The sequence below is a fragment of the Duganella sp. 1411 genome (assembly GCF_017833525.1).
Classification (GTDB): domain Bacteria; phylum Pseudomonadota; class Gammaproteobacteria; order Burkholderiales; family Burkholderiaceae_D; genus Rugamonas.
Genome location: NZ_JAFICD010000001.1, coordinates 264,180 through 289,217, shown reverse-complemented (window position 1 = coordinate 289,217; position 25,038 = coordinate 264,180). Strand labels below are relative to the sequence as shown.

Sequence of the window (25,038 nt, the reverse complement as noted above, 5' to 3'; positions counted from 1 at the left end):
TTGGTACAATGCACCGCCGAGTGCAATTTCTTGTTTTTTTATAGGATTTAATAATGATGTTGAAGCCAGCCCGTCTGTTGTTAGCACTGATCGCTGTCGTTGCAGCCCCGGTTTTCGCGCAAAACGTCGCGACCGTCAATGGAAAGGCTATTCCCGCCGCCAAGGTGGACCAGATGGTCAAGCAGGTGGTGGCCCAAGGCCAGCAGCCTGACAGCCCGCAACTGCGCGAGATGGTCAAGAAAGAACTGATCGGCCGCGAAGTGCTGCTGCAGGAAGCCAGCAAGCAAGGCTATGGCAACAAGCCGGACGTGAAGTCGGCCATCGACAACGCCGCGCAAAGCATCACCATCAACGCCATGCTGGCCGACTACGTCAAGAAGAACCCGGTCAAGGACGCTGAAATCCAGGCCGAGTACGACAAGTACAAGGCCGCCGTCGGCGACAAGGAATACCATTCGCGCCACATCCTGGTCGCGACCGAGCAGGAAGCCAAGGACATCATCGCCAAGCTGAAAGCCGGCGGCAAGTTCGAAGAGCTGGCCAAGGTGTCGAAAGACGGTTCCGCCAACAACGGCGGCGACCTGGGCTGGATGACGCCCGCCAAGCTGGTCAAGCCTTTCGCCGACGCCATGGTGGCCTTGAAGCCGGGCGCGATTACCGAAACCCCGGTTAAAACCGAATTCGGTTACCACGTGATTAAGCTGGAAGAATCGCGCGCCACCAAACTGCCGGCCCTGGCCGAAGTTAAAGGCCAGGTTGCCGAAGCGCTGCAACAGAAGAAAATCGCCGCCTACCGCGACGAACTGATTAAGAAAGCCAAGGTCCAGTAAGACTGGTAGTTTTAATTAGCGGAGCGGCCCAGCCGCCCGCCTCGACAGAACGCCCGATGAAGTTATCGGGCGTTTTGTTTTTTCAGGGCGCTTTTTATCTATCGGGCTGAGGCCGATAATTAGTCCGGCCAGTAGTGCGCTGAAGATGCATAGCGCCCTCCCCTTAATTTGAATTCAGCTATCTATCCTCGTAAATGCACGTAGGGCGGATTAGCGCAGCGTAATCGGCCATGCATGCGTATCGGCGGCCCATCGATGGCCGATTACGGCGTTCCGCCTCTCAAGTCCTCCGGCAGGAGGACGCTCGTTCGATGGGCCCCCGGGGCGGATTGGCGGGCCTCGCCCGCTAATCCGCCCTACGAAGTCTCGCCGCGCTAGATTTTGGCGGTTACGTGCTAATATTTGGCTTGAATCGTCGTCTCTTTGCCCTTGCCTGCCTATGACTGCGCATATCGAAGCTCTTGCCCTCTCCTTGCGGGAAGCGGCCGACCCCGCGCGCCGCGCGCCCATGGCGGCATATATGCGCGATCAATTCGAGTTCCTCGGCGTGGCTACGCCGGCACGCCGCGCGGTCGTCAAGGCGTTTTATCAGACCTGGCAACCGAATGGCGCGACGGAATTACTCGATATTGCGCGGGAGATATGGAATCAGCCCGAGCGGGAATATCAGTATGCCGCGATCGATTTACTGGCGATGCATTGCGATAAACTCGATATCCAGCATTTGCCGTTCTTGATGGAGTTGGTGCCGTCCAAATCCTGGTGGGATAGCGTGGACGCCCTCGCTTCAGTCATCAGTAAAGTTTTACGGTATCGGCATGACGGCATGGATCAAGCCATTGTTCACGAGAATATGTGGCTCCGGCGGGTGGCGATATTGCACCAGCTGGGATGGCGGGATAAAACCAATCACACCCTGCTCTTTTCTTATTCACTGCAACGCGCGCACGAAAAAGAATTCTTTATTCAGAAAGCCATCGGCTGGGCGCTGAGGGATTATGCGCGCCACCATCCACAAGCCGTGCGCGAATTCACCGCGGAGGAAAGAGCCAGGCTGTCCCCGCTGAGCTATCGCGAGGCGAATAAACACGCGCCGCCACTGACACCTTCCTCCCTCACTACTATTACGCAAGTCGATTTGTCATAGACGAAATATACAATAATAAAACGTGCGCAAATTGCAACGTCAGTGTTATTATTGCAATCATCCCAGCCGGCCAGGCGCCGCCGCGTTGACATGCCACGCTTTTGAATGTTCACAAACCAGGGGAAATGATGAAGATGATGACGAAATACAGCGTGATAGCGCTCGCTTTGCTGGGTGTCCTTGCCGGCAGTGCACAGGCGCAGACCACCGGAAGTCCCGCCGTCACGCCCATCGACTATGCGATCTTTGACGGTGACGGTCCATGGACGTTGGGCTACACCTTTACGGCCGACACGCCGTTGTCGGTGACGGCCTTGGGCGCTTTCGACTGGGAGCATGACGGCTTTGCCACCAGCCACGAAGTCGGCCTGTGGGACGAGAACGGCAACTTGCTCGCCTCGACCGCCGTGGCCAGCGGCGACACCTTGGTCGGCGATTTCCGCTACAAAGCCATTTCATCCGTGACATTAGCCGCCGGCAATGTCTACTACGTGGGCGCCAGCAACTTCGGCACCGGCGATTCCTACGCCTATGCCGGCTCGGTCAATACGCCCTGGGGCGTCACCTTCCTCTCCTCGGCATATATCCAGTCCAATGGCCTGGAATTCCCTCCCTACCTGAGCGGCATGCAGCCTGGTTACTTTGGCGGCAATCTGCTGGTCGCGCCCGTGCCGGAACCGGAAACCTACGCCATGCTGGCCGCCGGCCTGGGCCTGATTGGACTGGCGAGCCGCCGCAAGCAAGGCCGCCGCGCAGCCTGAGCGCCCAACAAACAGGCCGTCGAAAAAAAAAAGAGCCGGGTTTTTGACCCGGCTCTTTTTTATTTAGCCCACGAATTTAGCCTACAAATTTGCGGGCATTGCGGAACATCCGTATCCATGGCGAGTCCTCGCCCCACGCTTCCGGATGCCACGACTGCTGCACCGACCGGAACACGCGCTCGGCGTGCGGCATCATGACCGTGAAGCGGCCGTCGGCGGTCGTCACCGACGTCAGGCCTTGCGGCGAGCCGTTCGGGTTGAACGGATAGGCCTCGGTGGCCGCGCCGCGCTGGTCGACGAAACGCATCGCCGCCACCGCCTCGGCGATGTTACCGGTCTGGCTGAAGTCCGCGTAGCCTTCGCCATGGGCGATGGCGATCGGCGTTTGCGTGCCGGCCATGCCGTTGAAGAAGATCGACGGCGAATCGAGCACTTCCACCATCGCGAAGCGCGCTTCGAACTTCTCCGACTTATTGGTGGTGAACTTCGGCCACGCGTGCGCGCCCGGGATGATGGATTTCAGGTTGCTCATCATCTGGCAGCCGTTGCACACGCCCAGGCCGAAGCTGTCGCCGCGCGCGAAGAAGCGGGCGAACTGCTCGGACAGCGCGGCGTTGAACAGGATGGTCTTGGCCCAGCCCTCGCCGGCGCCCAGCACGTCGCCGTACGAGAAGCCGCCAACGGCGATGATGCCCTGGAAATCGTCCAGCTTGACGCGGCCGGCGATCAGGTCGCTCATGTGGACGTCGATGGCGTTGAAGCCCGCCTGGTGCATCACGTACGCGGTCTCGATGTGCGAGTTGACGCCCTGCTCGCGCAGGATCGCCACGCGCGGACGCACGCCGGTCGCGATGAACGGCGCGGCCACGTTCTCGCTCAGGTCGAAGGTGATCTTCGGCGTCATGCCCGGTTCGGCCTCGTCCAGGATGCGGTCGTATTCGGCGTCGGCGCAGGCCGGATTGTCGCGCAGACGGGCGATGCGCCAGCTCGTTTCGCTCCACAGGCGGTGCAGCGCGGAACGCGGCTGGTTGTATATGACCTTGGCGTCGCGGGTGAATTCGATCGCGCCACGGTCGTTCGGCTTGCCGATGATATGACTGCAGGCGCCCAGGTTGAAGGAGCGCAGCACGTCCATGACCAGCGACTTTTCTTCCGCGCGCACCTGGATCACGGCGCCCAGCTCCTCGGAGAACAGCGCGCGCAGGGTTTGCTCGTTGCGGCGTTCGGCGATCTGGCCGGCCCAGTTCTTGGCGTCGCCCTGGTCGGCGCCATGGCCCTGTTCCAAAGTCAGGATGTCGAGGTTGATCGACAGGCCGGCGCGGCCGGCGAAGGCCATCTCGGTCAGGGTGCCGAACAGGCCACCGTCGGAACGGTCGTGGTAGGCCAGCAGCTTGCCGTCGGCGTTCAGCTGCTGGATCGCGGCGAAGAAGGCTTTCAGGTCTTCCGGGCTGTCGACGTCCGGCGTCTCGTTGCCCAGCTGGCCGATAACCAGCGACAGCGCCGAGGCGCCCAGGCGGTTCTTGCCGCGCCCCAGATCGATCAGGATGATGGCGGTGTCGCCGGCGTCGGTCTTGATCTGCGGCGTCAGCGATTTGCGCACGTCGTACACCGGCGCGAAGGCCGAGACGATCAGCGACACCGGCGAGGTGACGGCCTTGGACTCGCCGTCGTCCTTCCACGTGGTGCGCATCGACAGCGAATCCTTGCCGACCGGGATGCTGATGCCCAGCGCCGGGCACAGTTCCATGCCGACCGCCTTGACGGTGTCGAACAGCGCCGCGTCCTGGCCCGGCTGGCCGCAGGCGGCCATCCAGTTGGCCGACAGCTTGATGTCGGAGATGTCCTTGATCGGCGCGGCGGCGATGTTGGTGATCGATTCGGCGACCGCCATGCGGCCCGACGCGGCGGCGTTGATGACGGCCAGCGGAGTACGCTCGCCCATCGCCATCGCCTCGCCCAGATAGCCTTCGAAGCTCATCGCGGTGACGGCGCAATCGGCCACCGGCACCTGCCACGGGCCGACCATCTGGTCGCGCACGGACATGCCGCCCACGGTGCGGTCGCCGATGGTGATCAGGAAGGACTTGTCGCCGACGGTCGGCAGCAGCAGCACGCGCTTGGCCGCTTCCGCCAGCTCGATGCCGGTCAGGTCGACTGCCGGGAAGTCGTTTTGCACGTGATGCGCGTCGCGCTGCATCTTCGGCGGTTTGCCCAGCAGGACGTCCATCGGCATGTCGACCGGCTCGTTGCCCAGCTGCGGATCGATCAGCTTCAGTTGACGCTCTTCGGTGGCGGTGCCGACCACGGCGAACAGGCAGCGCTCACGCTCGCACAGCGCCTTGAACATCGGCAGGCTCTCCGGCGCGATCGCCAGCACATAGCGTTCCTGCGATTCGTTGGACCAGATTTCCTTCGGCGCCATGCCGCTTTCTTCCAGCGGGATCTTGCGCAGGTCGAAGATCGCGCCGCGCTTGGCGTCGTTGGTGATCTCCGGGAAGGCGTTCGACAAACCGCCGGCGCCGACGTCGTGGATCGAGATGATCGGGTTGTTCGCACCGAGCTGCCAGCAACCGTTGATCACTTCCTGGGCGCGGCGTTCCATTTCCGGATTGCCGCGCTGGACCGAGTCGAAGTCCAGGTCGGCCGTGTTGGTGCCGGTGGCCATCGACGACGCGGCCGAGCCGCCCATGCCGATGCGCATGCCCGGGCCGCCCAGCTGCACCAGCAGGCTGCCGACCGGGATGTCGTTCTTGTGCGTGTGCTGGCCGGAGATGTTACCGATGCCGCCGGCGATCATGATCGGCTTGTGGTAGCCGAACACGGCGTCCGGGGCGCCGGCGTAGCGCTTGCCGACGTTCTGTTCGTAGGTGCGGAAGTAACCGCCCAGCACCGGACGGCCGAATTCGTTGCTGAACGCGGCGCCGCCGAGCGGGCCCTCGATCATGATCTGCAGCGCCGAGGCGATGCGGTCCGGTTTGCCGTAGGCCTTGGCGGCGCTGGTGTCGCGGTAACCTGAAACAGGCGCGGTGACGTCGATATCGTTTTCCCACGCCTGCACGGCGCCCGGCAGCAGCAGGTTCGAGACCGTGAAGCCGGTCAGGCCGGCCTTCGGCTTGGCGCCGCGGCCGGTCGCGCCCTCGTCGCGGATCTCGCCGCCGGCGCCGGTGGAGGCGCCCGGGAACGGCGAAATCGCGGTCGGGTGGTTGTGGGTTTCCACCTTCATCAAGGTGTGCGTCAATTCCGTCGTCGGCGCGTACTGCTGGCCTTCGCCCTGCGGGAAGAAGCGCATCACTTCGGCGCCTTCCATGATCGACGAGTTGTCGCTGTAGGCGACGATGGTGCCCTTCGGCTGCAGCTGGTGGGTGTTCTTGATCATGCCGAACAGCGACTTGGGCTGCGCCACGCCGTCGATGGTCCAGTCGGCGTTGAAGATCTTGTGGCGGCAATGCTCGCTGTTGGCCTGCGCGAACATCATCAGTTCGACGTCGGTCGGGTTGCGGCCGGCCTTGGTGAAGGCGGCGTCCAGGTAGTCGATCTCGTCGTCCGACATCGCCAGGCCCAGGTCCGTGTTGGCCTTCTCCAGCGCGTTCTTGCCCATGCCGATGACGTCGACCGATTCCAGCGGCTTGGCGTCCAAGGTGCGGAACAGGCCGGCCGCCTCGTCCGCCGAGCGCAGCACCGACTCGGTCATGCGGTCGTGCAGCAGCGCGGCAACGATTTGCACTTCCTCGTCCGACAGCTTCTTCGGCGCGCCGATGCTGCTGCCCAAAATGCCGGTCTTCAGGTTGATGCGGAACGCGATGCCGCGCTCGACGCGCTTGATGTGGCCCATGCCGCAGTTGTGGACGATGTCGGTGGCCTTGGAGGCCCATGGCGAGATCGTGCCGAAACGCGGGATGACGAAGAACTCCTCGACCGCGCCGTCGGTGTTGTCGGCGTGGGCCGGCTCGCCGTAGGTCAGCAGCGCGGCCAGGCGGCCGGTGTCGTCGGCCGACAGCGGCTCGGCGGCATCGATGAAGTGGACATAGCGCGCCTGGACGGCGGCGACGGACGGTAGCGCGGCTTGCAATTGGGTCAACAGGCGTTGGCTACGGAATGCGGACAGGGCGTTGGAGCCCGGCAGAATCAACATATTGGGAGGATGGTTGATGCAGCAAGGCTGCGGATTAAAGGGTGATGGGGCATGAGGCTAATTCTTGCAGTGTTCCTTTGCGCGCATTATACCCGTTAGCAGCCTCTCAATACAGCGCCATTTCCGACCAAAAACTGCCGCCAAAGCAACATTTAGCGCGAATTTCCCCCATAAAACCCTGCTCTTCAGCATCAAACACTTGGTTTCTGTAACATTTAGACTTGCCTTGGGGTATGCTAGACCGAATATAAGCAGGGGTTTGTGTCATGGCAGAATATAGCGAATTGTCGGTGCTGATCGTCGACCCGAATCCGGGCATGCGCGGCAGCCTGCACAACATGCTGAACCAGGCCTCGATCACCAGGATCGAATACGCGGTCAGCTCCGGCACCGCGATCCGGCAACTATCCAAAAAACCCTACGACATCGTGCTGTGCGAGTACGACCTGGGCAACGGCAGCGGCGAAAACAACGGCCAGGACGGCCAGCAGCTGCTCGAGGACCTGCGCCACCACAAGCTGATCGCGCAGTGGACCATCTTTATCATGCTCACCTCCGAGGGCGTCTACAGCAAGGTGATCGGCGCGGTCGAGCTGGCGCCCACCGACTACGTGCTCAAGCCGTTCACCGTCGACGCGCTGCTGCAACGCATCCGCAAGGCGGTCGAGCGGCGCGACGTGTTCTGGCCGGTGTACCAGCAGCTCGCCGCCGGCAGCATCCGCAAGGCCATCACCAGCTGCAAGGAAGGCGAGGACAAGCATCCCCGCTACGCCAACGATTACGCCCGGCTGCGCGCCGAGCTGCTGGTGTCCATCGACGATCTGGTGGAGGCCGAATTCGTCTACCAGACCATCCTGCTGACCCGCCCCACCGCGTGGGCCCACCTGGGCATGGCGCGCTGCCAGTTCGGGCTGCAGAAGTTCGTCGAGGCGCAGCGCACGCTGGTGCAGCTGCTCGAGGAGCATCCCAAGTTCATGGCCGCCTACGACCTGCTGGCGCGCACCCACGAGGCGCTGGGCCAGCAGGAATCGGCCAAGAAGGTGCTGGAGGACGCGGTCGGCATCTCGCCCAACATCGTGCGCCGGCTGCGCCACCTGGGCGAGGTGGCGCTCGAGACGGGCGACGTCGGCGTCGCCGAGAAGGCCTTCAAGCAGGTCGTCGCCAAGGCCAAGTATTCGGAGTTCCGCGACCCGGAGGACCACGTCAGGCTGGTCAAGACGCTGGTCAAGAAAGGCGACGCCAACCAGGCCAGCGGCGTGATCCGGGACATGGAGCGCTCGCTGCGCAGCAACGCCAACACCGAGGCCTGCCGCGCCATCGCCGCCGGACTGGTGCAGGAAATGACGGGTAACCTGGCCGGCGCCGCCACCGAGCTGACCACGGCGGTCCACGCCATCGAGAACGCGCGCGGGCTGTCGACCGGCCTGAAGATCGGCTTGGTGCACAGCTGCCTGAGCGTCAAGCTCGACCAGCAGGCCTCGAACGTCATGCTGAACCTGATGAACGACACCGAAAGCGGCGTGACGATGGACGACGCGGTGCAGGTATTCGAGAAGGCCGGCCGCCACGACTTGGCCGAGGGCATGGGCGAACAGATCAAGATGCAGGTCAGCGAGCTGCTGGCCGACGCGGCGGCGATGCGCGGCCAGGGCGACCTGCGCGCGGCGGTCGACACGCTCAACGCCGGCCTGCGCAAGGCGCCGGCCAATATGTCGCTGCTGCCGGCGGCGGCGTCGGCGATCTTGAAGCAGCTCGACGACCTGGGCTGGGAAGTGCCGCTGGCCGAGCAATGCGCCTATCTGCTCGAGCGCATGCGCAAGATCGACCCGGCCCATCCGTCGTTGGAGGCGCTGCAGGCGCAGTATTTCCACACCCAGCGCAAATACGGTATCGCCACCAGCGCCTGACTACCTCAGCGGTAGAAAATCGGCGACGCCGGAAAATCCGACCAGTGGGATATCAGATACCACGACACGAAGTACAACCCGCACAGGACGAAGGCGGACACCAGCGCCGAATTCGGGGTGCCATGTCCGCGTAGAAGTCTGAATAGCGTACGCATCACTCTCTCGTTTTTGGACAAAACCAAACTGTACTGAGCGGCCACCCGCCGGGCAAGCCCGCGATGAGCGGTATCGCCTGGCGCACCCCAAGGTATCGGCCAGCCATCCCCGGGACCGCGATATTCCGGCCATCCGGAATTGACACATGGTAAAATTAATAATAATTCAGACAATAATATGGTCACTGACTATCATTACAGGAACAATAATGAAAAAAACAGTCCAACAGGGGTTTCGCGCGGATATCAACGGCTTGCGGGCATGGGCGGTCCTGGCCGTCATCCTGTTCCACTTCAGGATAGCTGGCTTCGACGGCGGATACGTCGGGGTCGACATCTTCTTTGTCATCTCCGGTTTCCTGATGACGGGCATCATCGCCCGCGCCCTGCAAGGCGGCGCCGCCGACGCGCCGCTGCGGTTTTTCTGGGGCTTCTTCCTGGCGCGCGCCAAAAGGATCTGGCCGGCGCTGATCGTCATGTGCGCGGCGATGTTGGTCGCCGGCTGGTTCGTCATGTCCGCCGAGGAGTTCGTCTCGTACGGCGAACAGGCCCGCAGCGCCGTGCTGTTTTTTTCGAACATGAAATTCTGGCGAGAGGCCGGCTACTTCACCGCCCACGCGCACGGCATCTGGCTGCTGCACACCTGGTCGCTGTCGGTCGAATGGCAGTTCTACATGCTGCTGCCGGTCGCCATGCTGGCGACCTGGAAAATCCGGCCTTCGCCGGGCGCGCTGCTGGCGTTGCTGGCGGCGGTCGGCCTGCTGTCGCTGGGCCTGTGCCTGTACATGTCGGCCACCAAACCGGGCACCGCGTTCTTCCTGCTGCCGTTCCGCGCGTGGGAAATGATCGCCGGCGGCCTGGTGGCCTTGCTGGCCGCGCGGCCGCCGCAATCGGCCGCGCTGCGCCACGGCCTGGAACTCGGCGGCCTGGCGCTCATTGCGTACGCGGTCCTGGCCTTCGGCCATCTGGTGTGGCCGAGCTGGCGCGCGCTGGTGCCGGTGCTCGGTACGGTGATGGTGCTGGTGGCGGCCAAGGAAAACTCCATCCTCACCAACTGGACGCCGTTGCGCTGGATCGGCGAGCGCTCGTATTCGATGTACCTGTGGCATTGGCCGCTGGTGGTCGCCATCCATTATTACGGCGACGGCCCCAACCCGGCGCTGGTCGCCACCTGCCTGGCCTTGACGTGCGTGCTCGGACACCTGTCGTACGAACTGGTCGAAACGCGGATGCGCCGGCCGCTGGAGACCCTGCCACGGGGCGCCGGCGCCGCCGCGTTGGCCGCCGCCTGCCTGGCCGTGGTGTTGCCCGGCACGCTGATCGCCTCGATGGGCGGGCTGCCGGCCCGCTTGCCGGCCGCAGCCCACCAGATGTTTTTGACCTCGATGGACAAACGCGATTCGCTGCCCGATTGCCAAGTCCTCAAGCACGGCAACGACAGCGGCTGCGCGGTGGGCGGATCGAAACTGGGCCTCATCGTCATCGGCGACAGCCATGCGTCGGCGCTGTTCGACGCCGTCCAGAGCGCCCTGCCGGACCGCGACACGCAGGCCTTGCGCTGGTCCATGTCCGGCTGCCCGTCCTTGCTCAACACGCACAGCGGCATCGACCCCAGCTTCCATTGCGACCAGTTCATGGCGTGGGTGATGCGGCGGTTCGAATCGGTGCCCGCTTCGGTGCCGGTGCTGATCATCAATCGCAGCTCGCTGTACACCGAGGGCCCCAACGAGCGTGACGAGGAAGACGAGGCGCGCGTGCCGAATATCTATTTCACCAAACCGTACACCTCGCGCAGCCCCGAGTTTTACCGGGAAGTGCGGCAGAACATGATCGACACCACCTGCGCCATCGCCAGGCACCACCAGGTCTACCTGATGCGGCCGATTCCGGAAATGCGGATCGACGTCCCCGGTACGCTGGGCCATGCGATGGTGCTGGGCCAGGCCCGGACGATCTCCATGCCGATGGGCGAATACGCCAAACGCCACGCGCTGGTGTGGGAGGCGCAGGACGCGGCGCGCCGACAGTGCGGCGCCATCATCCTCGATCCGCTGCCCTACCTGTGCGCCGGGGACCACTGCGACGCCGTCGTCAAAAACCGCGCGATGTACTTCGATGACGACCATTTAAGCCGCTACGGCGCCGGCTTCCTGACGCCGATGTTCTCCACCATGTTCCGCAACCAGCTGCCGGCCGGCCGCGCCGCGCCCGTGCCGCTGTAAGCTGCGCCCCGGGCGCCGGCGGGGTTAGCGATCCGGCTCGCCGTAACCGCCGCCGCCCGGCGTTTCGATGACGAAGACGTCGCCGGCGCGCATGTCGATCTTGCCGATGTGGCCCAGCTGCTCGACGCCGCCGTCGGCCCGCACCACGCTGTTGCGCCCGAGCGCGCCCGGCTCGCCGCCGGCCATGCCGAACGGCGCGTGGATGCGGTTGTTCGACAGGATCGCCGCCGTCATCGGCTCCAGGAAGCGCACCTTGCGCACGCCGCCGTCGCCGCCGCGCCATTTGCCGCCGCCGCCGCTGCCGCGGCGGATCTCGTAGCTGTCCAGCCGCACCGGGAAGCGGAACTCGAGGATCTCCGGATCGGTCAGGCGCGAGTTGGTCATATTGGTCTGCACGACGCTGGTGCCGTCGAAGCCCGGCCCGGCGCCGGAACCGCCGCTGATCGTTTCGTAGTACTGGTATCGCTCGTTGCCGAACGTGAAATTGTTCATCGTGCCCTGCGCCGCCGCCATCACGCCCAGCGCGCCGTACAAGGCGTTGGTGATGCAGGTCGAGGTCTCGACATTGCCGGAGACGACAGACGCCGGATAGTGCGGATTGAGCATGGAGCCGGGCGGGATGATCACCTTGAGCGGCTTCAGGCAGCCGGCGTTGAGCGGGATCTCGTCGTTCACCAGCGTGCGGAACACGTACAGCACGGCCGCCATGCACACCGCCGACGGCGCGTTGAAGTTGTTGTCCAGCTGCGCCGAGGTGCCGGTGAAATCGATCTCCGCGCCGCGCGCGGCCTGGTCGACCCGCACCGCCACCTGGATCTGCGCGCCGTTATCGAGGCGCAGCGTGTAGGCGCCGTCCTTGAGCGAGCCGACCACCCGGCGCACCGCCTCCTCCGCGTTGTCCTGCACGTGGTCCATGTAGGCCCGCACCACGTCCAAGCCGAAGTGCGCGACCATCTTGCGCAACTCGTCGACGCCTTTTTGGTTAGCCGCCACCTGCGCCCGCAGGTCGGCCAGGTTCTGCTCCGGATTGCGCGCCGGGTAGCGCGCGCCGGCCAGCAAGGCGCGGGTCTCGGCCTCGCGCAGCACGCCGCCGGCGGCGCCGTCGACCAGCTTGAAGTTGTTGATCAACACGCCCTCTTCCTCGATCACCCGCGAATCGGGCGGCATCGAGCCGGGCGTGGTGCCGCCGATGTCGGCGTGGTGGCCGCGCGAGCCGACGTAGAACAGGATGTTCTCGTCAGCCTCGTCGAACACCGGCGAGATCACGGTGACGTCGGGCAGATGGGTGCCGCCGTTGTACGGATCGTTGAGCATGTAGACGTCGCCGGCCCGCATGGCGCCGGCGTTGCCGCGCATGACGGTCTTGATGCTCTCGCCCATCGAGCCCAGATGCACCGGCATGTGCGGCGCGTTGGCGATCAGGTTGCCGTCGGCGTCGAAGATCGCGCAGCTGAAGTCGAGCCGCTCCTTGATGTTGACCGAGTAGGCCGTGTTCTGCAGCCGCAGCCCCATTTGCTCGGCGATCGACATGAACAGGTTGTTGAAGATCTCGAGCATCACCGGATCGGCGCTGGTGCCGATGGCGCGCCGCTCCGGCAGCGCGGCCACGCGCCGCAGCACCAGGTGGTCGTGCGGCGACACCTCGGCCTGCCAGCCCGGCTCGACGATGGTGGTGGCGTTGGCCTCGGCGATGATGGCCGGGCCCTTGACGATGTCGCCGATGCGGGTGGCCGAGCGCTGATACAGGCCGGTCTGGCGCCAGCGCCCGCCCGTGTACATCGGCACCACGGCGTCGGGCGCCAGGCCGGAAAGGCGGCGCGGCGCCGGTTCGACGTTTTCGGCCGGGGCGTCGGATTTGCCGAGCGCCTCCACCGACACCGCTTCGACGATCAGCGCCTTGGACCGCATCAGGAACGAATAGCGCTTGCGGTAGGCGGCCTCGAACTGGGCGACCATGCTGTCGTCGGTATCGAACAGCACGATCAGCGCCGTGTCGGTGCCCTCGTAGCGCAGGTGGACGCGGCGTATCAGCGCGATGCGCTCGTCGGCCACGCCCTGGCGGCGCAACTCGGCGCGCGCCGCGACGCCCAGCGCGGCGAGGCGCTCGACCAGGTCGGGCCGCAGCGACGGCGCCAGGCGCGCCTCGACGGCCGCCTCGCGCATCGCGCTCTGGTCGGCCAGCCCCATGCCGTAGGCCGACATCACGCCGGCCAGCGAATGGACGAACACCGTCTTCATGCCCAGCGCGTCGGCCACCAGGCAGGCGTGCTGGCCGCCGGCGCCGCCAAAGCTGGTGAGCGTGTACTCGGTCACGTCGTGGCCTCGCTGCACCGAGATCTGCTTGATCGCGTTGGCCATGTTGCCGACGGCGATATCGAGGTAGCCCTCGGCCACCTGCTCGGCGCTGGTCTCGACGCCGGTGGCCGCGACGATGCGCGCCGCCAGTTCGGCAAAGCCGGCGCGCACGGCCGCCGCGTCGAGCGGCTGGCGGCCGTCGGCGCCGAACAGCTGCGGAAAATGCTGCGGCTGGATCTTGCCCAGCATGACGTTGCAGTCGGTGACGGCCAGCGGTCCGCCGCGCCGGTAGCTGGACGGGCCGGGATTGGCGCCGGCGCTGTCCGGCCCGACGCGGTAGCGGCTGCCGTCGAAGTGCAGGATCGACCCGCCGCCCGCCGCCACCGTGTGGATGCTCATCATCGGCGCGCGCATGCGCACGCCGGCCACCTGGGTTTCGAACACGCGCTCGAACTCGCCGGAGTAGTGCGACACGTCGGTCGAGGTGCCGCCCATGTCGAAGCCGATCACCTTGTCGAAGCCGGCCAGCTGGCTGGCGCGCACCATGCCGACGATGCCGCCGGCCGGGCCGCTGAGGATGCTGTCCTTGCCCTGGAAGGCGCGCGCGTCGGTCAGGCCGCCGCTCGACTGCATGAACTGCAGGTTCACGCCCGGCATCTCGCGCGCGACCTGGTCGACGTAGCGGCGCAGGATCGGCGACAGGTAGGCGTCGACGACGGTGGTGTCGCCGCGCGCGACGAGCTTCATCATCGGGCTGGCCTGGTGCGACACCGACACCTGCGTGAACCCGATCGCGCGCGCCGCCTCGGCCACCTGGTTTTCGTGGTCGTGGTAGCGGTAGCCGTGCATGAAGACGATCGCCAGCGAGCGCAGGCCCTGGTCGTACGCGGCTTGCAGGCCGGCGCGCGCGGCGTTCAGGTCGAGCGCGGTGACGATGTCGCCGTGGGCGCCGACGCGTTCATCGATTTCGATCACGTGTTGATACAGCAGCTCCGGCAGCACGATGTGGCGGTCGAACAGGCGCGGACGGTTCTGGTAAGCGATGCGCAGCGCGTCGCGGAAGCCGCGCGTGATGGCCAGCGCGGTCGGCTCGCCCTTGCGCTCGAGCAGCGCGTTGGTGGCCACCGTGGTGCCCATCTTGACGGCGCCGATCTGCTCGACGGGGATCGGTTTGCCCTTGGCCACGCCCATCATCTGGCGGATGCCGGCGATGGCGGCGTCGGCGTAGTGTTCCGGATTCTCGGACAGCAGTTTGAGCGTGCGCAGGCGGCCATCGGGCGGACGCGCCACGATGTCGGTGAACGTACCGCCGCGGTCGATCCAGAATTGCCAATCCATGCCTGCCTCTTCACGCCAAAGTAAGCGTGTATTGTAGTGTGTGGGCGGCGCGCGTGGGAAGCGACTATCCTGCGGTATCCAACAAATTTTGATGCTAAGATGGCACGATGAACAGACTCTACTCCGTCGCCGAAATCCGCGCCATCGAACACGCCGCCGCCGCCGTGCTGCCCGACGGCGCGCTGATGCAGCGCGCCGGCCAGTCCGGCGCCAACGCCGCGCTCGACATGCTGCCCTTCTCCACCAACCACGCCAAAGTGCTGGTGCTGGCCGGCCCCGGCAACAACGGCGGCGACGCGCTGGAGGCGGCGGCCCATCTGGCCCACGCCGGCGCCACGGTGACGATACTGCACTATCCGCCGCTGGGCGAGCCGTCGGCCGAGCGCGCGACGGCGCTGCAACGGGCGCAGGCCAGCGACGTGCGCTTCGCCGATATCGCCGATATCGACGGCTCGGCCGAATCCACTGGCGCGCTGGTGGCCGGCACCGACTGGAACCTGGTGGTCGACGGCCTGTTCGGCATCGGCCTGAAGCGGCCGCTGGGCGGCGCCATGCGCGCGCTGGTGGAATCCGTGAACCAGCTCACCTGCCAGGTGCTGGCGCTGGACGTGCCCAGTGGGCTGGACGCCGACACCGGCGCCATCGTCGGGCCGGACGGCGTGGCCATCCGCGCCACGCACACCATCACTTTCATCGGCGACAAGCCGGGCCTGCACACCTGCGAGGGGCGCGATTACGCCGGGCTGGTGGACGTGTCGCGGCTGGAGATCGATGCCAGCCTGTTTCCACCGGCCAGCATGCATGTCAACGACGTCAAATTATTCGCGCGCCATTTGCGGCCGCGCCAGCATAGTTCGCACAAAGGCAGTTACGGCAACGTGGCCGTGATCGGCGGCGCCCACGGCATGCGCGGCGCGCCGTTGCTGGCCGCGCGCGCCGCGCTGCACGCCGGCGCGGGCCGGGTCTACGCCTTGTTTGTCGACGAGCCGCTGCCCTGCGACGCCGGCCAGCCGGAGTTGATGTGCCGTGGCGCCGGCGATTTCGATCTGGAGTCGGCCACGCTGGTGGTCGGCCCGGGGCTGGGAGCGTCGTCTTCGGCCGCCGATTTGCTGGTGCGCGCCATCGCTTGCGAAGGCGCCTTGCTGGCCGACGCCGACGCGCTCAATCTGATCGCGGCCACGCCGTCGTTACGCCAGGCGCTGGCGCAGCGCAAGCAGCCGGCGGTGCTGACGCCGCATCCGCTGGAGGCGGCGCGCTTGCTGGAACGTTCCGTTGGCGAGGTGCAGGCGGACCGGGTGCTGGCGGCGCGCGAACTGGCGGCGTCGTTGAACGCGGTGGTGGTGTTGAAAGGCTCGGGGACGGTCATCGCGGCGCCCACCGGCGCGGTGGTCATCAACACCACGGGCAATCCGGCGTTGGCGACGGCCGGCACCGGCGATGTGCTGGCCGGCTTGTGCGGCAGTTTGATGGCGCAAGGTTGGCCGCAGTGGGAGGCGGCGCTGGGGGCGGTCTGGTTGCACGGCATGGCGGCCGATGTGCTGGTGGCCGATGGCGCCGGGCCGATCGGATTGACCGCGGGGGAATTGATACCGGCAATCCGCGTGGCGTTGAACCGCATGGTGCAGCATCACGGGAGATGAGCCGCAGGGACGCGTGCATGGCGGATTACGGTCCCGTTGGACGCGCCGTAGCACCGGAAACACGTAGGGCGGATTAGCGTAGCGTAATCCGCCATGTTTGAGCGGCCGGCGGCCTACGCATGGCCGATGACTCGCCTATTTCCTCTACACCAACCGTCCGGCGGCGATGGTGATGGTGCGGCCGCAACGCGCCGCCATCGACTGGTCGTGGGTGACCAGCACCAGGGTCGAGCCGTGCTGCCGGTTTAACTCGAACATCAGTTTGATCACCGACTCCCCGGTGGCCGCATCCAGGCTGCCGGTCGGCTCGTCGGCGAACAGCAGCGGCGGCTCGGTGACGAAAGCCCGCGCCAGCGCCACCCGCTGCTGTTCGCCGCCGGACAAATATTTGGGATAATGCTTCAACCGGCTGGCCAGGCCCACCCGCTCCAGCATCGCCTCGGCCTTTTCGCGCGCGTGCGTGGCGCCGCTCAGTTCCAGCGGCAGCATGACGTTTTCGACCGCCGTCAAATGCGCCAGCAACTGGAACGACTGGAACACAAAACCCAGCTTCTCCTTGCGCAACGCGGCGCGGCCGTCCTCGTCGAGCGCGTAAATGTCGACGCCATCGAGCACCACCTTGCCGGCGCTGGGCGTGTCCAGACCCGCCAGCAAACCGAGCAAAGTGGACTTGCCGGAACCGGATGCGCCTACAATGGCGAGCGTCTCGGCTTTTTGCACGGTAAAATCCACCTCGTGCAAGATCGTCAGTTCGCCACTGGCATCGGCAACGCGCTTGGCCAGGCCGCTGACGGCGATGGCGGCGCCATCGTGCCGGGAAACCGGCGCCGTGACACTCGCGGTACTATAACCGCCGGAACCATCCGGTACGAAATTGGAAGACGCTTTAGGGAAATCGGGCATGCGAAATGTATTGGGTAGGTTGGTAACTGATTTATCGAAGAAACTAAGTGTACACGCAGTGGCCGCCCTGCTCTTGTTGTCGGCAGCGGCGAGCGCCTATTCTGCACCAAAAACCGTGCTTGTGCTCGGGGACAGCCTGTCCGCCGAATACGGCCTGGCGCGCGGCGCCGGCTGGGTGGCGCTGGCCGAGCAAAAACTCAAGGACGAAAAGATCGACGCGGCCATCGTCAACGCCAGCGTCAGCGGCGAGACCACCAGTGGCGGCCGCACCCGCCTGCCGGCGCTGCTGGACAAGTACAAGCCGGCGGTGGTCGTCATCGAACTGGGCGCCAACGACGGCTTGCGCGGCTTGCCGGTCAACGCCGCCCAGGCCAACCTGCGCGCCATGTCCGAGGCCGCGGCCAAGGCCGGCGCCAGGGTCATGCTGATCGGCATGCGCATTCCGCCCAACTACGGGCGTGATTATTCAGACAAGTTCTTCGCCATGTACGGCAGCTTGAGCAAGGAATTCAACGCGCCGCTGGTGCCCTTCATGCTCGACGGCGTCGCCGACAAGACCCAGCTGTTCCAGGCCGACCGCCTGCACCCGCTGGCCCAGGCCCACCCCACCATCCTGGCCAATATCTGGCCGGTGCTGCAAAAAACCATCAAGGCAAAATGAAGTATCCGGAAATTCTCTGCATCGACGACGTGCTCCGCCAGCTGGACAGCTTCGACGCCATCATCGACGCGCGCAGCCCGTCGGAATACGCGCTCGACCACCTGCCCGGCGCCATCAACGCGCCGGTGCTCGACGACGAGCAGCGCATCCGCGTCGGCACCATGTACAAGCAAATTAACTCCTTCGAGGCCAAGAAAGTCGGCGCGGCGCTGGTGGCGGCCAATATCGCCCGCCATCTGGAGCGGCTGTGGCTGAACAAGCCGCGCGAATGGCGGCCGCTGGTCTATTGCTGGCGCGGCGGCAACCGCAGCGGCTCGATGGCGCACATCCTGGCCAAGATCGGCTGGCCGGTGGTGCAGCTCGACGGCGGCTACAAGGCCTTCCGCGCGCACGTCAACGCCGCGCTGGAAGTGGCGCCGCCGGTGCGCTTCCAGGTGGTGTGCGGCACCACGGGCAGCGGCAAGAGTCGCCTGCTGGAGGTGCTGGACGCGCACGGGGCCCAGGTGCTGGATCTGGAACAGCTGGCCGCCCATCGCGGCTCGGTGCTGGGCGACCTGCCCAGCCAGCCGCAGCCCAGCCAGAAAGCGTTCGAGACGGCGATCTGGGCCAAGCTGCGCCGCTTCGATCCGGCGCTGCCGGTGTTCGTGGAGTCGGAAAGCAAGAAGGTCGGCAACCTGCGCGTGCCCACCGCGCTGATGGAGACGATGCGGGCGTCGGACTGCATCTCGCTGACCTTGTCGCGCGCCAACCGGGTGCGGTTGCTGATGGAGGATTACCAGCATTTCCTGGTCAGTCCGGCGTTGTTGAACGAGCAGCTGGAACATTTGACGGCGCTGCATGGGCGCGAGACGATCGGCCGCTGGCAGGCGATGTCGGAAGGCGGGCAAATGGCGCCGCTGGTCGAGGAATTGCTGGAGCGGCACTACGACCCGGCGTATTTGCGTTCGATCGACCGGAATTTCGTCAAGTTCGGACAGGCGACCGTGCTGGAGCTTGACGATATCGACACAAACGCGTTCGATCAGGCGGCCACCAAGCTGATGCAGACGGACCACTGATCCACGTAGGGCGGATTAGCGCAGCGTAATCCGCCATGCGTGCGTCTCGACGGCTCACGCAATGGCGGATTACGGCGTTCCGCCTAATCCGCCCTACGTGTCGATTCGACGGCGTCCCCATGTCGGTGCATCCCTTCCACTTTTTGTAACAACTTTGTTACAAAGCGGCGCGTGCGGATTTCTGCACAAAAATTCCCCATCCCCGGCGGCCTCCCCGCCCAGTTAGCTAAAGTATTTACATAGCTTTCATTTAGCTATCTTGGCATGCATCTTGCGATTAGGTAATTGTCGTTACGCCAGTTTCATGTCGGCGTAGCGGTCGCGCTGCCGGCCCGACGCGGCCGGCGTCCACTCAACCAAGAAAAAAAGAAAGCCCCGCGATGGGGCCTGGGGACCCTTGCGCCCGATTTTTTTAAACCAGAAGGAGCGGCACCAATGAAGCATCCGATGCAACTGAACAAACGCCTGTTGACACAAGCCGTCATGCTCGCACTGTACGCCGGCACGGCCGTGAACGTGATGGCCGCCGAGGCCGATGCGGCCGCCGCCCCCGCCGCCGCGCCGGCCTCGGTCGGCGACAATATCGAGGCGGTCATCGTCACCGGTACCCGCCGCAGCGGCCTGAAGGCCGTCGACAGCGCATCGCCGATCCAGGTGCTCGATTCCGGTTCGCTGGAACGCACCGGCCAGCCCGACCTGATCCAGGCGCTGGCGCAGAACCTGCCCTCCTTCACCGCCCAGGCCTTCGGCGGCGACACCGCCAACATGACGCTGTCGGCCCGCCTGCGCGGCCTGAGCCCGAACAACACGCTGGTGCTGGTCAACGGCAAGCGCCGCCACACCACCGCCAACCTGGCCGTGCTGGCCGGTCCGTTCCAGGGCGGCGCCGCCACCGACCTGAACTTCATCCCGGTGGCCGCCATCGACCACATCGAGGTGCTGCAGGACGGCGCCGCCGCGCAGTACGGCACCGACGCGATCGCCGGCGTGATCAACATCATCCTCAAGAAGGACAGCTCGGGCGGCTCGCTGACCGGCACCGCCGGCCGCTACTTCGACGAGGGCGGCAAGACCGGCGACGCCGCCTTCAACATCGGCTTCGAGCCCACCGCCAGCAGCTACCTGAACCTGACCGGCGAAACCAAGTACCACGGCCACAGCATGCGCTCGGACGTCGATCCGCGCGTGGTCAGCGCCGCCAACCTGGCGACCATGCCGACCATGAGGCAGGCCGACGGCTATCCATACGCCAACAAGATCTCCGGCGACGCCGCCTACCACCTGAACCTGCTGTCGCTGAACGGCGGCATCGACCTCGGCGGCACCGAGCTGTACACCATCGCCACCTATGGCAAGAAGACCGCCGACTCGTTCCAGAACTACCGCGTGCCCAACCGCATCCCGCGCATGTATCCGAACGGTTTCAATCCGAAGCAGACGCTGGACGAGACCGACTACGGCTTCACCGGCGGCGCCAAGGGCGAGCTGGCCGGCTGGAACTGGGACCTGAGCACCACCTACGGCCGCGACGAGGCGGAGATCGGCGTCAAAAACTCCGGCAACATCTCGCTGTTCAACGACACCGGCGCCTCGCCGACCGAGTTCCACGCCGGCACGTTCACCGCCAAGCAATGGACCACGTCGCTGGAGGTGAACCACGACTTCGCCATCGGCTGGGCCTCGCCGCTGTCGGTGGCCGGCGGTGTCGAGTACCGCCGCGACGGCTACGAGATCGGCGCCGGCGACGCCGCCTCGCGCTACAAGGAAGGCTCGCAATCGTATCCCGGCTTCTCGCTGACCGACGCCGGCAGCCACAGCCGCAACAACAAATCGATCTACGTCGACGTCGCCGGTTCGCCGATCGCCAACCTGAAGCTCGACGTCGCCGCCCGCTTCGAGGATTACAGCGACTTCGGCAGCGCGCGCGTGGGCAAGTTCACGGGCCGCTACGACTTCACGCCGGCGTTCGCGCTGCGCGGCACGGTCAGCAACGGCTTCCGCGCGCCGACGATGGCCGAGCAGTACTACTCGGCCACCAACGTCTCGCCGACGCAGGCGTCGGTGCAGCTAGCGCCGAACTCGGCGGCCGCCGCGCTGGTGGGCATCAACGGCCTCAAGCCGGAGAAGTCGCAGAACTACAGCCTGGGCATGGTGTTCCATCCGGTGCCCAAGGCCACCGTCACGGTCGACGCCTACAGCATCAGCATCCACGACCGCATCGTCGGCAGCGGCACCTTGTTCGGCTCCGGCAACACGGTCAACTCGCCGGCGGTGGTGGCGGCCATCCGCGCCAACGGCAACATCCTCGACCCGACCGTCACGCGCACCGGCATCAGCGTGTTCTCGAACGCGGCCAACACGCGCAACAAGGGGATCGAAGCGGTGCTGTCGTACGCCAGCAATTTCGGCGACCTGGGCCGGGTGGACTGGTCGGCGGCGGCCAACTACAACAAGGTGACGGTGACCAAGGTCAACCAGGCGCCGGCGCAGCTGCTGCCGCAGCGGTTGCTGGACCAGTCGGCCATCGCGTCGCTGGAGAATTCGTCGCCGAAGGTGCGCGTCAACCTGGGCGGGCTGTGGAAGAAAGGGGATTGGACGGTCAATCTGCGCGAATCGATATACGGACCGTCGTCGGGTTACAGCTCGCTCAACAACGTCAACTACTTCGAGACCAAGATCGATACCTTGTTCACCACGGATCTGGAGGTGTCGTACCGGGTGACCAAGGCGGTGACGGTAGCGGCCGGCGCCAACAACCTGTTCAACAAGTATCCGGACAAGGTCAACCGGGAGTATGTGGCGGCGGCGCGCGCGGCGCTGAACACGGCGGCGGTGACGCAGTATCCGTCGTTCTCGCCGATCGGCATCAATGGCGGGTATTACTACGCGCGGGTGGGTTACACCTTCTGATCCATTTGACCCGCAACCCGGATGCCGGGGTCGGACCCGCCGGGTCCGACCCCATGTGGCCGCCGTGCGGGTTGGCGGCCAATAAAAAAAGCCCCGACGTTTTACGTTCGGGGCTTTTTCTGTTTGACGCTGCAGCTTACTTGACTTCTGCGACCGTCGTCGTTTGGATCGGCTTGATGATCTTGACCTTGGCGCGCTGCTTGAGCACCTGGATGTACTCGTACATCTCTTGCTGCGCGACGATGGCGCCGATCTGCTCGGCCTCGGCTTTGCGGCGCTCGACATCCTGCTCGGCCGGCTGCTGCACCTTGGTGATGCGGTAGATGCCGTAACCCATGCCCGGCACGTCCACGCCCACATACGCAGGCAGCTTGGTGGTGTCGGCCTTCATGACTTCTTGCATGGCCAGGCCGTTGATGCCATCGGCCTTGGCGCGCGATACCAGCTTGGCCGCGCCAAAGCCGGTGGCGTCGCCCGATTTCTTGAACGCGGCCAGTTTGTCGGCGCCCGATTTGGCGGCCAGCTTGGCAGCCTCTTCCATCGTGACGCGTTGACGGATCGACGCGTCCACTTCGGCCAGCGGACGCTTGGCCGCCGGCTTGAATTCGACGATACGGCCGGCGATCAAGGTGCTCGGCGCGGTCTCGACCGCCTCGGTGTTGCGCTTGCTGCTGATCGAGTCGTTCGAGAACAGCGCGGCCAGGAACTTGGCGTTGTTGTACGGCGCCGGACCGGCCATCGGCGACGGCGTGCGCGATACGTTGGCAGCGGTTTCGATCTTCAGGCCCAGCTTGTCGGCGACCGGCTTGAGGCTGTCGGACTGCTCATAGACGGTGTTGGTGAACGTCTCGGCCATTTCCGAATACTTCTTGGCGGCTTTTTGCTTTTTCAGCGCGTCGGCCACTTCGGTCTTGACGGCGTCGAGCGGCTTGACGCTGGCCGGCGTCAGCGCGCTGACGGTCAGCACGTGGAAACCGAAGTCCGATTGCACGGCGTCGCTGATCTCGCCCTGCTTGAGCTTCATGACGGCGGCTTCGACGGCCGGCGGCAGCGAACCCTTGCTGACGACATCCAGATCGCCGCCCTGCTCGGCCGACACCGGATCTTCCGACTTGGCCTTGGCGACCTTGGCGAAGTCGGCCGGGTTCTTGCGCAGCTCGGCGACGATGGCGTCGGCCTTGGCCTTGGCGGCGGCCGTCTCGGCGGCGCTGGCACCCTTCTTCAGCGCGACCAGCACGTGCGCGGCGCGGCGCGTTTCCGGCGTCGTGAAGGCGGCCTGGTTGGCGTTGTAGTAGGCGGCGACCTCGGCGTCGGTGACGGCGATCTGGCTGGTCACGGCGTCGCTGTTGAAGACCACGTATTCAATCTTGGCCTGTTCCGGCACTTCGAAGAACTTGCTGTTCTTGTCGTAATAGGCCTTGACCATGGCGTCGGTGACCTTGACCTGCGGCACGAAGTCGGCGACCGGCAGCAGCAATTCCTGCACTTCGCGTTCCTGCGCGCCGATGTCCGACAGCGTCTTGGCGACGCTGCGCGGGGCGAAGCCGGTGTTTTGCACGGCGCCGGCGAGCTGCTGCAGCGCCAGGTCGCGGCGCATGCGGGCGTCGTTCATGGCCGGGGTCAGGCCCTGGGACGCCAGGATCTGCTTGTAGCGTTCCATGTCGAAGGTACCGGGGCCGCCGAACAGGTCGGTGATGGCCTTTTGCAGCTGGGCATCGCCGACGCTCAGGTTGGCGCGGGTGACCTCGGCGGCGATGGCGCGCTCGGCGATCAGCTGGTCGAGCAGGTTCTGCCGGAACTCGGGCGTGTCGAACATCTTCTGGTCGAACTGCGCGCCCATGCGCTGGCGGTAGCTGTCGAGCTGGTTGCGCAGCGCGTTGTCGAATTCCTGCTGGCTCACCGGTTGACCGGCGACTTTGGCGATCGTGGTGGCGTCCTCGCCGAAGCCTTTGTAGCCCTCGAGACCGACTAACGCGAACGAAGGGACGATGATGATCGCCAGGAGAATCTGCATCAAGCGTTGATGGGTACGAATAAATTCAAACATGGTCTGCCAATTCGGATTGAGTGGAACTTGCACATACAAAAAAGGCGAACTCGCGTTCGCCAATTCCGGTTGGCGGATTTTACAGCGCCCCCCTGCCCTTAGCAAGGGTAAATGATGGCGGAACGGTACTGCGACCCGCACCCCGGCGCTGCACGCAAGGGGTCGTACCCCGTACGGGGTACGACCCCGACCGGCCCTGCGGGTTATATATCCGCGACCCGCCGAATATAATAAAAACCACACCCGCGATATTCAAGCACGATATTCAACCGCACAAAAGAAAAACCCCGCAGCTCATTATAAGCTGCGGGGTATCTTGTTCTTGGCGGAGCGGACGGGACTCGAACCCGCGACCCCCGGCGTGACAGGCCGGTATTCTAACCAACTGAACTACCGCTCCTTTGGGTCTTGCTATAACTATTAGTATTTTGTTGGCGGAGCGGACGGGACTCGAACCCGCGACCCCCGGCGTGACAGGCCGGTATTCTAACCAACTGAACTACCGCTCCAACAAAACACTGGGTGCTACATTTTACTACCTGTACTGCGCAAAACTGGTGGGCGGTGAGAGGCTCGAACTCCCGACCTAAGCCTTGTAAGGGCTCCGCTCTACCAACTGAGCTAACCGCCCCGTTTTGCCGCATTTTCTTCCAGTGAACTGCTCATTTGCATGAGCCGCTCACCGAAGTCCGTTAGTTTACAGCATCTTTCAAAGCTTTACCAGCTTTAAATTTAGGAACTTTTGCTGCTTCGATGGTGATCTCTTCCTTGGTGCGTGGATTGCGGCCGGTGCGGGCAGCGCGTTCGCTCACGGAGAAGGTACCAAAGCCGACCAGGGTCACGCTGTCGTTGTTTTGCAGGGTCGTGGTCACGCCGTCGATCACCGCGTCCAGCGCGCGCGCAGCGGCAGCTTTCGAGATGTCAGCGGAAGTGGCAATATGGTCGATCAATTCAGTCTTATTCAAAGCAATTCCCCGTCACAAAGGTTATATCGTTTAGCCGCTAAACTCCGGTATTTAAAACCGCAGTCAG

14 protein-coding genes and 3 tRNA genes are annotated in these 25,038 nt (G+C 64.8%); 9 read left to right on the top strand and 8 right to left on the bottom strand.

Features of this window, described 5'->3' with window-relative positions; genetic code table 11:
* Window positions 1–53 precede the first annotated feature (53 nt).
* The 3 genes from JOD97_RS01110 to JOD97_RS01100 all read left to right on the top strand — a co-directional run bounded on the left by JOD97_RS01110 (window position 54) and on the right by JOD97_RS01100 (window position 2,738).
* Window positions 54–830 (top strand): peptidyl-prolyl cis-trans isomerase, encoded by a 777-nt coding sequence (locus JOD97_RS01110; protein ID WP_209712791.1) that lies wholly within the window; start codon window positions 54–56, stop codon window positions 828–830.
* Window positions 831–1,269: 439 nt separating this feature from the next.
* A complete protein-coding gene (locus JOD97_RS01105) occupies window positions 1,270–1,977 on the top strand; it encodes a DNA alkylation repair protein (RefSeq protein WP_209712790.1) in 708 nt (235 codons plus the stop codon).
* A gap of 125 nt (window positions 1,978–2,102) precedes the next feature.
* Window positions 2,103–2,738 carry a PEP-CTERM sorting domain-containing protein gene (locus JOD97_RS01100; protein WP_209712789.1) on the top strand — a complete coding sequence of 212 codons (636 nt, stop codon included), beginning with the start codon at window positions 2,103–2,105 and terminating at the stop codon, window positions 2,736–2,738.
* Window positions 2,739–2,814: 76 nt separating this feature from the next.
* Here JOD97_RS01100 and purL read toward each other — a convergent pair whose 3' ends face one another.
* Entirely contained in the window at window positions 2,815–6,870 is a 4,056-nt protein-coding gene (gene purL, locus JOD97_RS01095) for a phosphoribosylformylglycinamidine synthase (protein WP_209712788.1), read from the bottom strand.
* Between the two features lie 266 nt (window positions 6,871–7,136).
* On the opposite strand from purL, the gene JOD97_RS01090 reads away from it, so the two are divergent.
* Together JOD97_RS01090 and JOD97_RS01085 are read left to right on the top strand one after the other, a co-directional pair.
* Window positions 7,137–8,777: a tetratricopeptide repeat-containing response regulator gene (locus tag JOD97_RS01090; RefSeq protein WP_209712787.1), complete on the top strand. Its 1,641-nt coding sequence runs from the start codon at window positions 7,137–7,139 to the stop codon at window positions 8,775–8,777.
* A gap of 364 nt (window positions 8,778–9,141) precedes the next feature.
* Window positions 9,142–11,154, top strand: a complete 2,013-nt coding sequence (locus JOD97_RS01085) for an acyltransferase family protein (RefSeq protein ID WP_209712786.1) — start codon at window positions 9,142–9,144, stop codon at window positions 11,152–11,154.
* 24 nt (window positions 11,155–11,178) lie between these two features.
* On the opposite strand, the gene JOD97_RS01080 is transcribed toward JOD97_RS01085, so the two are convergent.
* Window positions 11,179–14,787 carry a hydantoinase B/oxoprolinase family protein gene (locus JOD97_RS01080; protein WP_209712785.1) on the bottom strand — a complete coding sequence of 1,203 codons (3,609 nt, stop codon included), beginning with the start codon at window positions 14,785–14,787 and terminating at the stop codon, window positions 11,179–11,181.
* 107 nt (window positions 14,788–14,894) lie between these two features.
* Between JOD97_RS01080 and JOD97_RS01075 the strand changes: the two genes are divergently transcribed.
* Window positions 14,895–16,427, top strand: coding sequence for an NAD(P)H-hydrate dehydratase (locus tag JOD97_RS01075; RefSeq protein WP_209712784.1), 1,533 nt, complete (start codon window positions 14,895–14,897; stop codon window positions 16,425–16,427).
* A 144-nt stretch (window positions 16,428–16,571) separates the two neighbouring features.
* On the opposite strand, the gene JOD97_RS01070 is transcribed toward JOD97_RS01075, so the two are convergent.
* A complete protein-coding gene (locus JOD97_RS01070) occupies window positions 16,572–17,330 on the bottom strand; it encodes an ABC transporter ATP-binding protein (RefSeq protein WP_308937218.1) in 759 nt (252 codons plus the stop codon).
* Here JOD97_RS01070 and JOD97_RS01065 point away from each other — a divergent pair.
* From JOD97_RS01065 to JOD97_RS01055, 3 genes are all read left to right on the top strand, one after another.
* Window positions 17,329–17,991 (top strand): arylesterase, encoded by a 663-nt coding sequence (locus tag JOD97_RS01065; RefSeq protein ID WP_209712783.1) that lies wholly within the window; start codon window positions 17,329–17,331, stop codon window positions 17,989–17,991. The two genes, JOD97_RS01070 and JOD97_RS01065, sit on opposite strands and share 2 nt — an antisense overlap.
* The gene (gene mnmH, locus JOD97_RS01060; RefSeq protein WP_209712782.1) at window positions 17,988–19,049 is read left to right on the top strand and encodes a tRNA 2-selenouridine(34) synthase MnmH; all 1,062 of its coding nucleotides are present in this window, start codon (window positions 17,988–17,990) and stop codon (window positions 19,047–19,049) included. The genes JOD97_RS01065 and mnmH overlap by 4 nt, the downstream gene beginning before the upstream one ends.
* A gap of 435 nt (window positions 19,050–19,484) precedes the next feature.
* Entirely contained in the window at window positions 19,485–21,959 is a 2,475-nt protein-coding gene (locus JOD97_RS01055; RefSeq protein ID WP_229264134.1) for a TonB-dependent siderophore receptor, read from the top strand.
* A gap of 136 nt (window positions 21,960–22,095) precedes the next feature.
* Here JOD97_RS01055 and JOD97_RS01050 read toward each other — a convergent pair whose 3' ends face one another.
* From JOD97_RS01050 to JOD97_RS01030, 5 genes are all read right to left on the bottom strand, one after another.
* Window positions 22,096–24,006, bottom strand: coding sequence for a SurA N-terminal domain-containing protein (locus tag JOD97_RS01050; RefSeq protein ID WP_209712781.1), 1,911 nt, complete (start codon window positions 24,004–24,006; stop codon window positions 22,096–22,098).
* A gap of 323 nt (window positions 24,007–24,329) precedes the next feature.
* A tRNA-Asp gene (locus tag JOD97_RS01045) sits at window positions 24,330–24,406 on the bottom strand.
* Between the two features lie 32 nt (window positions 24,407–24,438).
* Window positions 24,439–24,515, bottom strand: a tRNA-Asp gene (locus JOD97_RS01040).
* A gap of 46 nt (window positions 24,516–24,561) precedes the next feature.
* A tRNA-Val gene (locus JOD97_RS01035) sits at window positions 24,562–24,637 on the bottom strand.
* 61 nt (window positions 24,638–24,698) lie between these two features.
* Entirely contained in the window at window positions 24,699–24,971 is a 273-nt protein-coding gene (locus JOD97_RS01030; RefSeq protein ID WP_090319067.1) for an HU family DNA-binding protein, read from the bottom strand.
* Window positions 24,972–25,038: the final 67 nt, after the last annotated feature.

Coding starts and splice junctions, on each gene's coding strand:
- JOD97_RS01110 (WP_209712791.1), top strand. CDS start 54: ATGATGTTGAAGCCAGCCCGTCTGTTGTTAGCACTGATCGCTGTCGTT.
- JOD97_RS01075 (WP_209712784.1), top strand. CDS start 14,895: ATGAACAGACTCTACTCCGTCGCCGAAATCCGCGCCATCGAACACGCC.
- JOD97_RS01105 (WP_209712790.1), top strand. CDS start 1,270: ATGACTGCGCATATCGAAGCTCTTGCCCTCTCCTTGCGGGAAGCGGCC.
- JOD97_RS01065 (WP_209712783.1), top strand. CDS start 17,329: ATGCGAAATGTATTGGGTAGGTTGGTAACTGATTTATCGAAGAAACTA.
- JOD97_RS01080 (WP_209712785.1), bottom strand. CDS start 14,787: ATGGATTGGCAATTCTGGATCGACCGCGGCGGTACGTTCACCGACATC.
- JOD97_RS01055 (WP_229264134.1), top strand. CDS start 19,485: ATGAAGCATCCGATGCAACTGAACAAACGCCTGTTGACACAAGCCGTC.
- JOD97_RS01090 (WP_209712787.1), top strand. CDS start 7,137: ATGGCAGAATATAGCGAATTGTCGGTGCTGATCGTCGACCCGAATCCG.
- JOD97_RS01085 (WP_209712786.1), top strand. CDS start 9,142: ATGAAAAAAACAGTCCAACAGGGGTTTCGCGCGGATATCAACGGCTTG.
- JOD97_RS01070 (WP_308937218.1), bottom strand. CDS start 17,330: ATGCCCGATTTCCCTAAAGCGTCTTCCAATTTCGTACCGGATGGTTCC.
- JOD97_RS01050 (WP_209712781.1), bottom strand. CDS start 24,006: ATGTTTGAATTTATTCGTACCCATCAACGCTTGATGCAGATTCTCCTG.
- purL (WP_209712788.1), bottom strand. CDS start 6,870: ATGTTGATTCTGCCGGGCTCCAACGCCCTGTCCGCATTCCGTAGCCAA.
- mnmH (WP_209712782.1), top strand. CDS start 17,988: ATGAAGTATCCGGAAATTCTCTGCATCGACGACGTGCTCCGCCAGCTG.
- JOD97_RS01100 (WP_209712789.1), top strand. CDS start 2,103: ATGATGAAGATGATGACGAAATACAGCGTGATAGCGCTCGCTTTGCTG.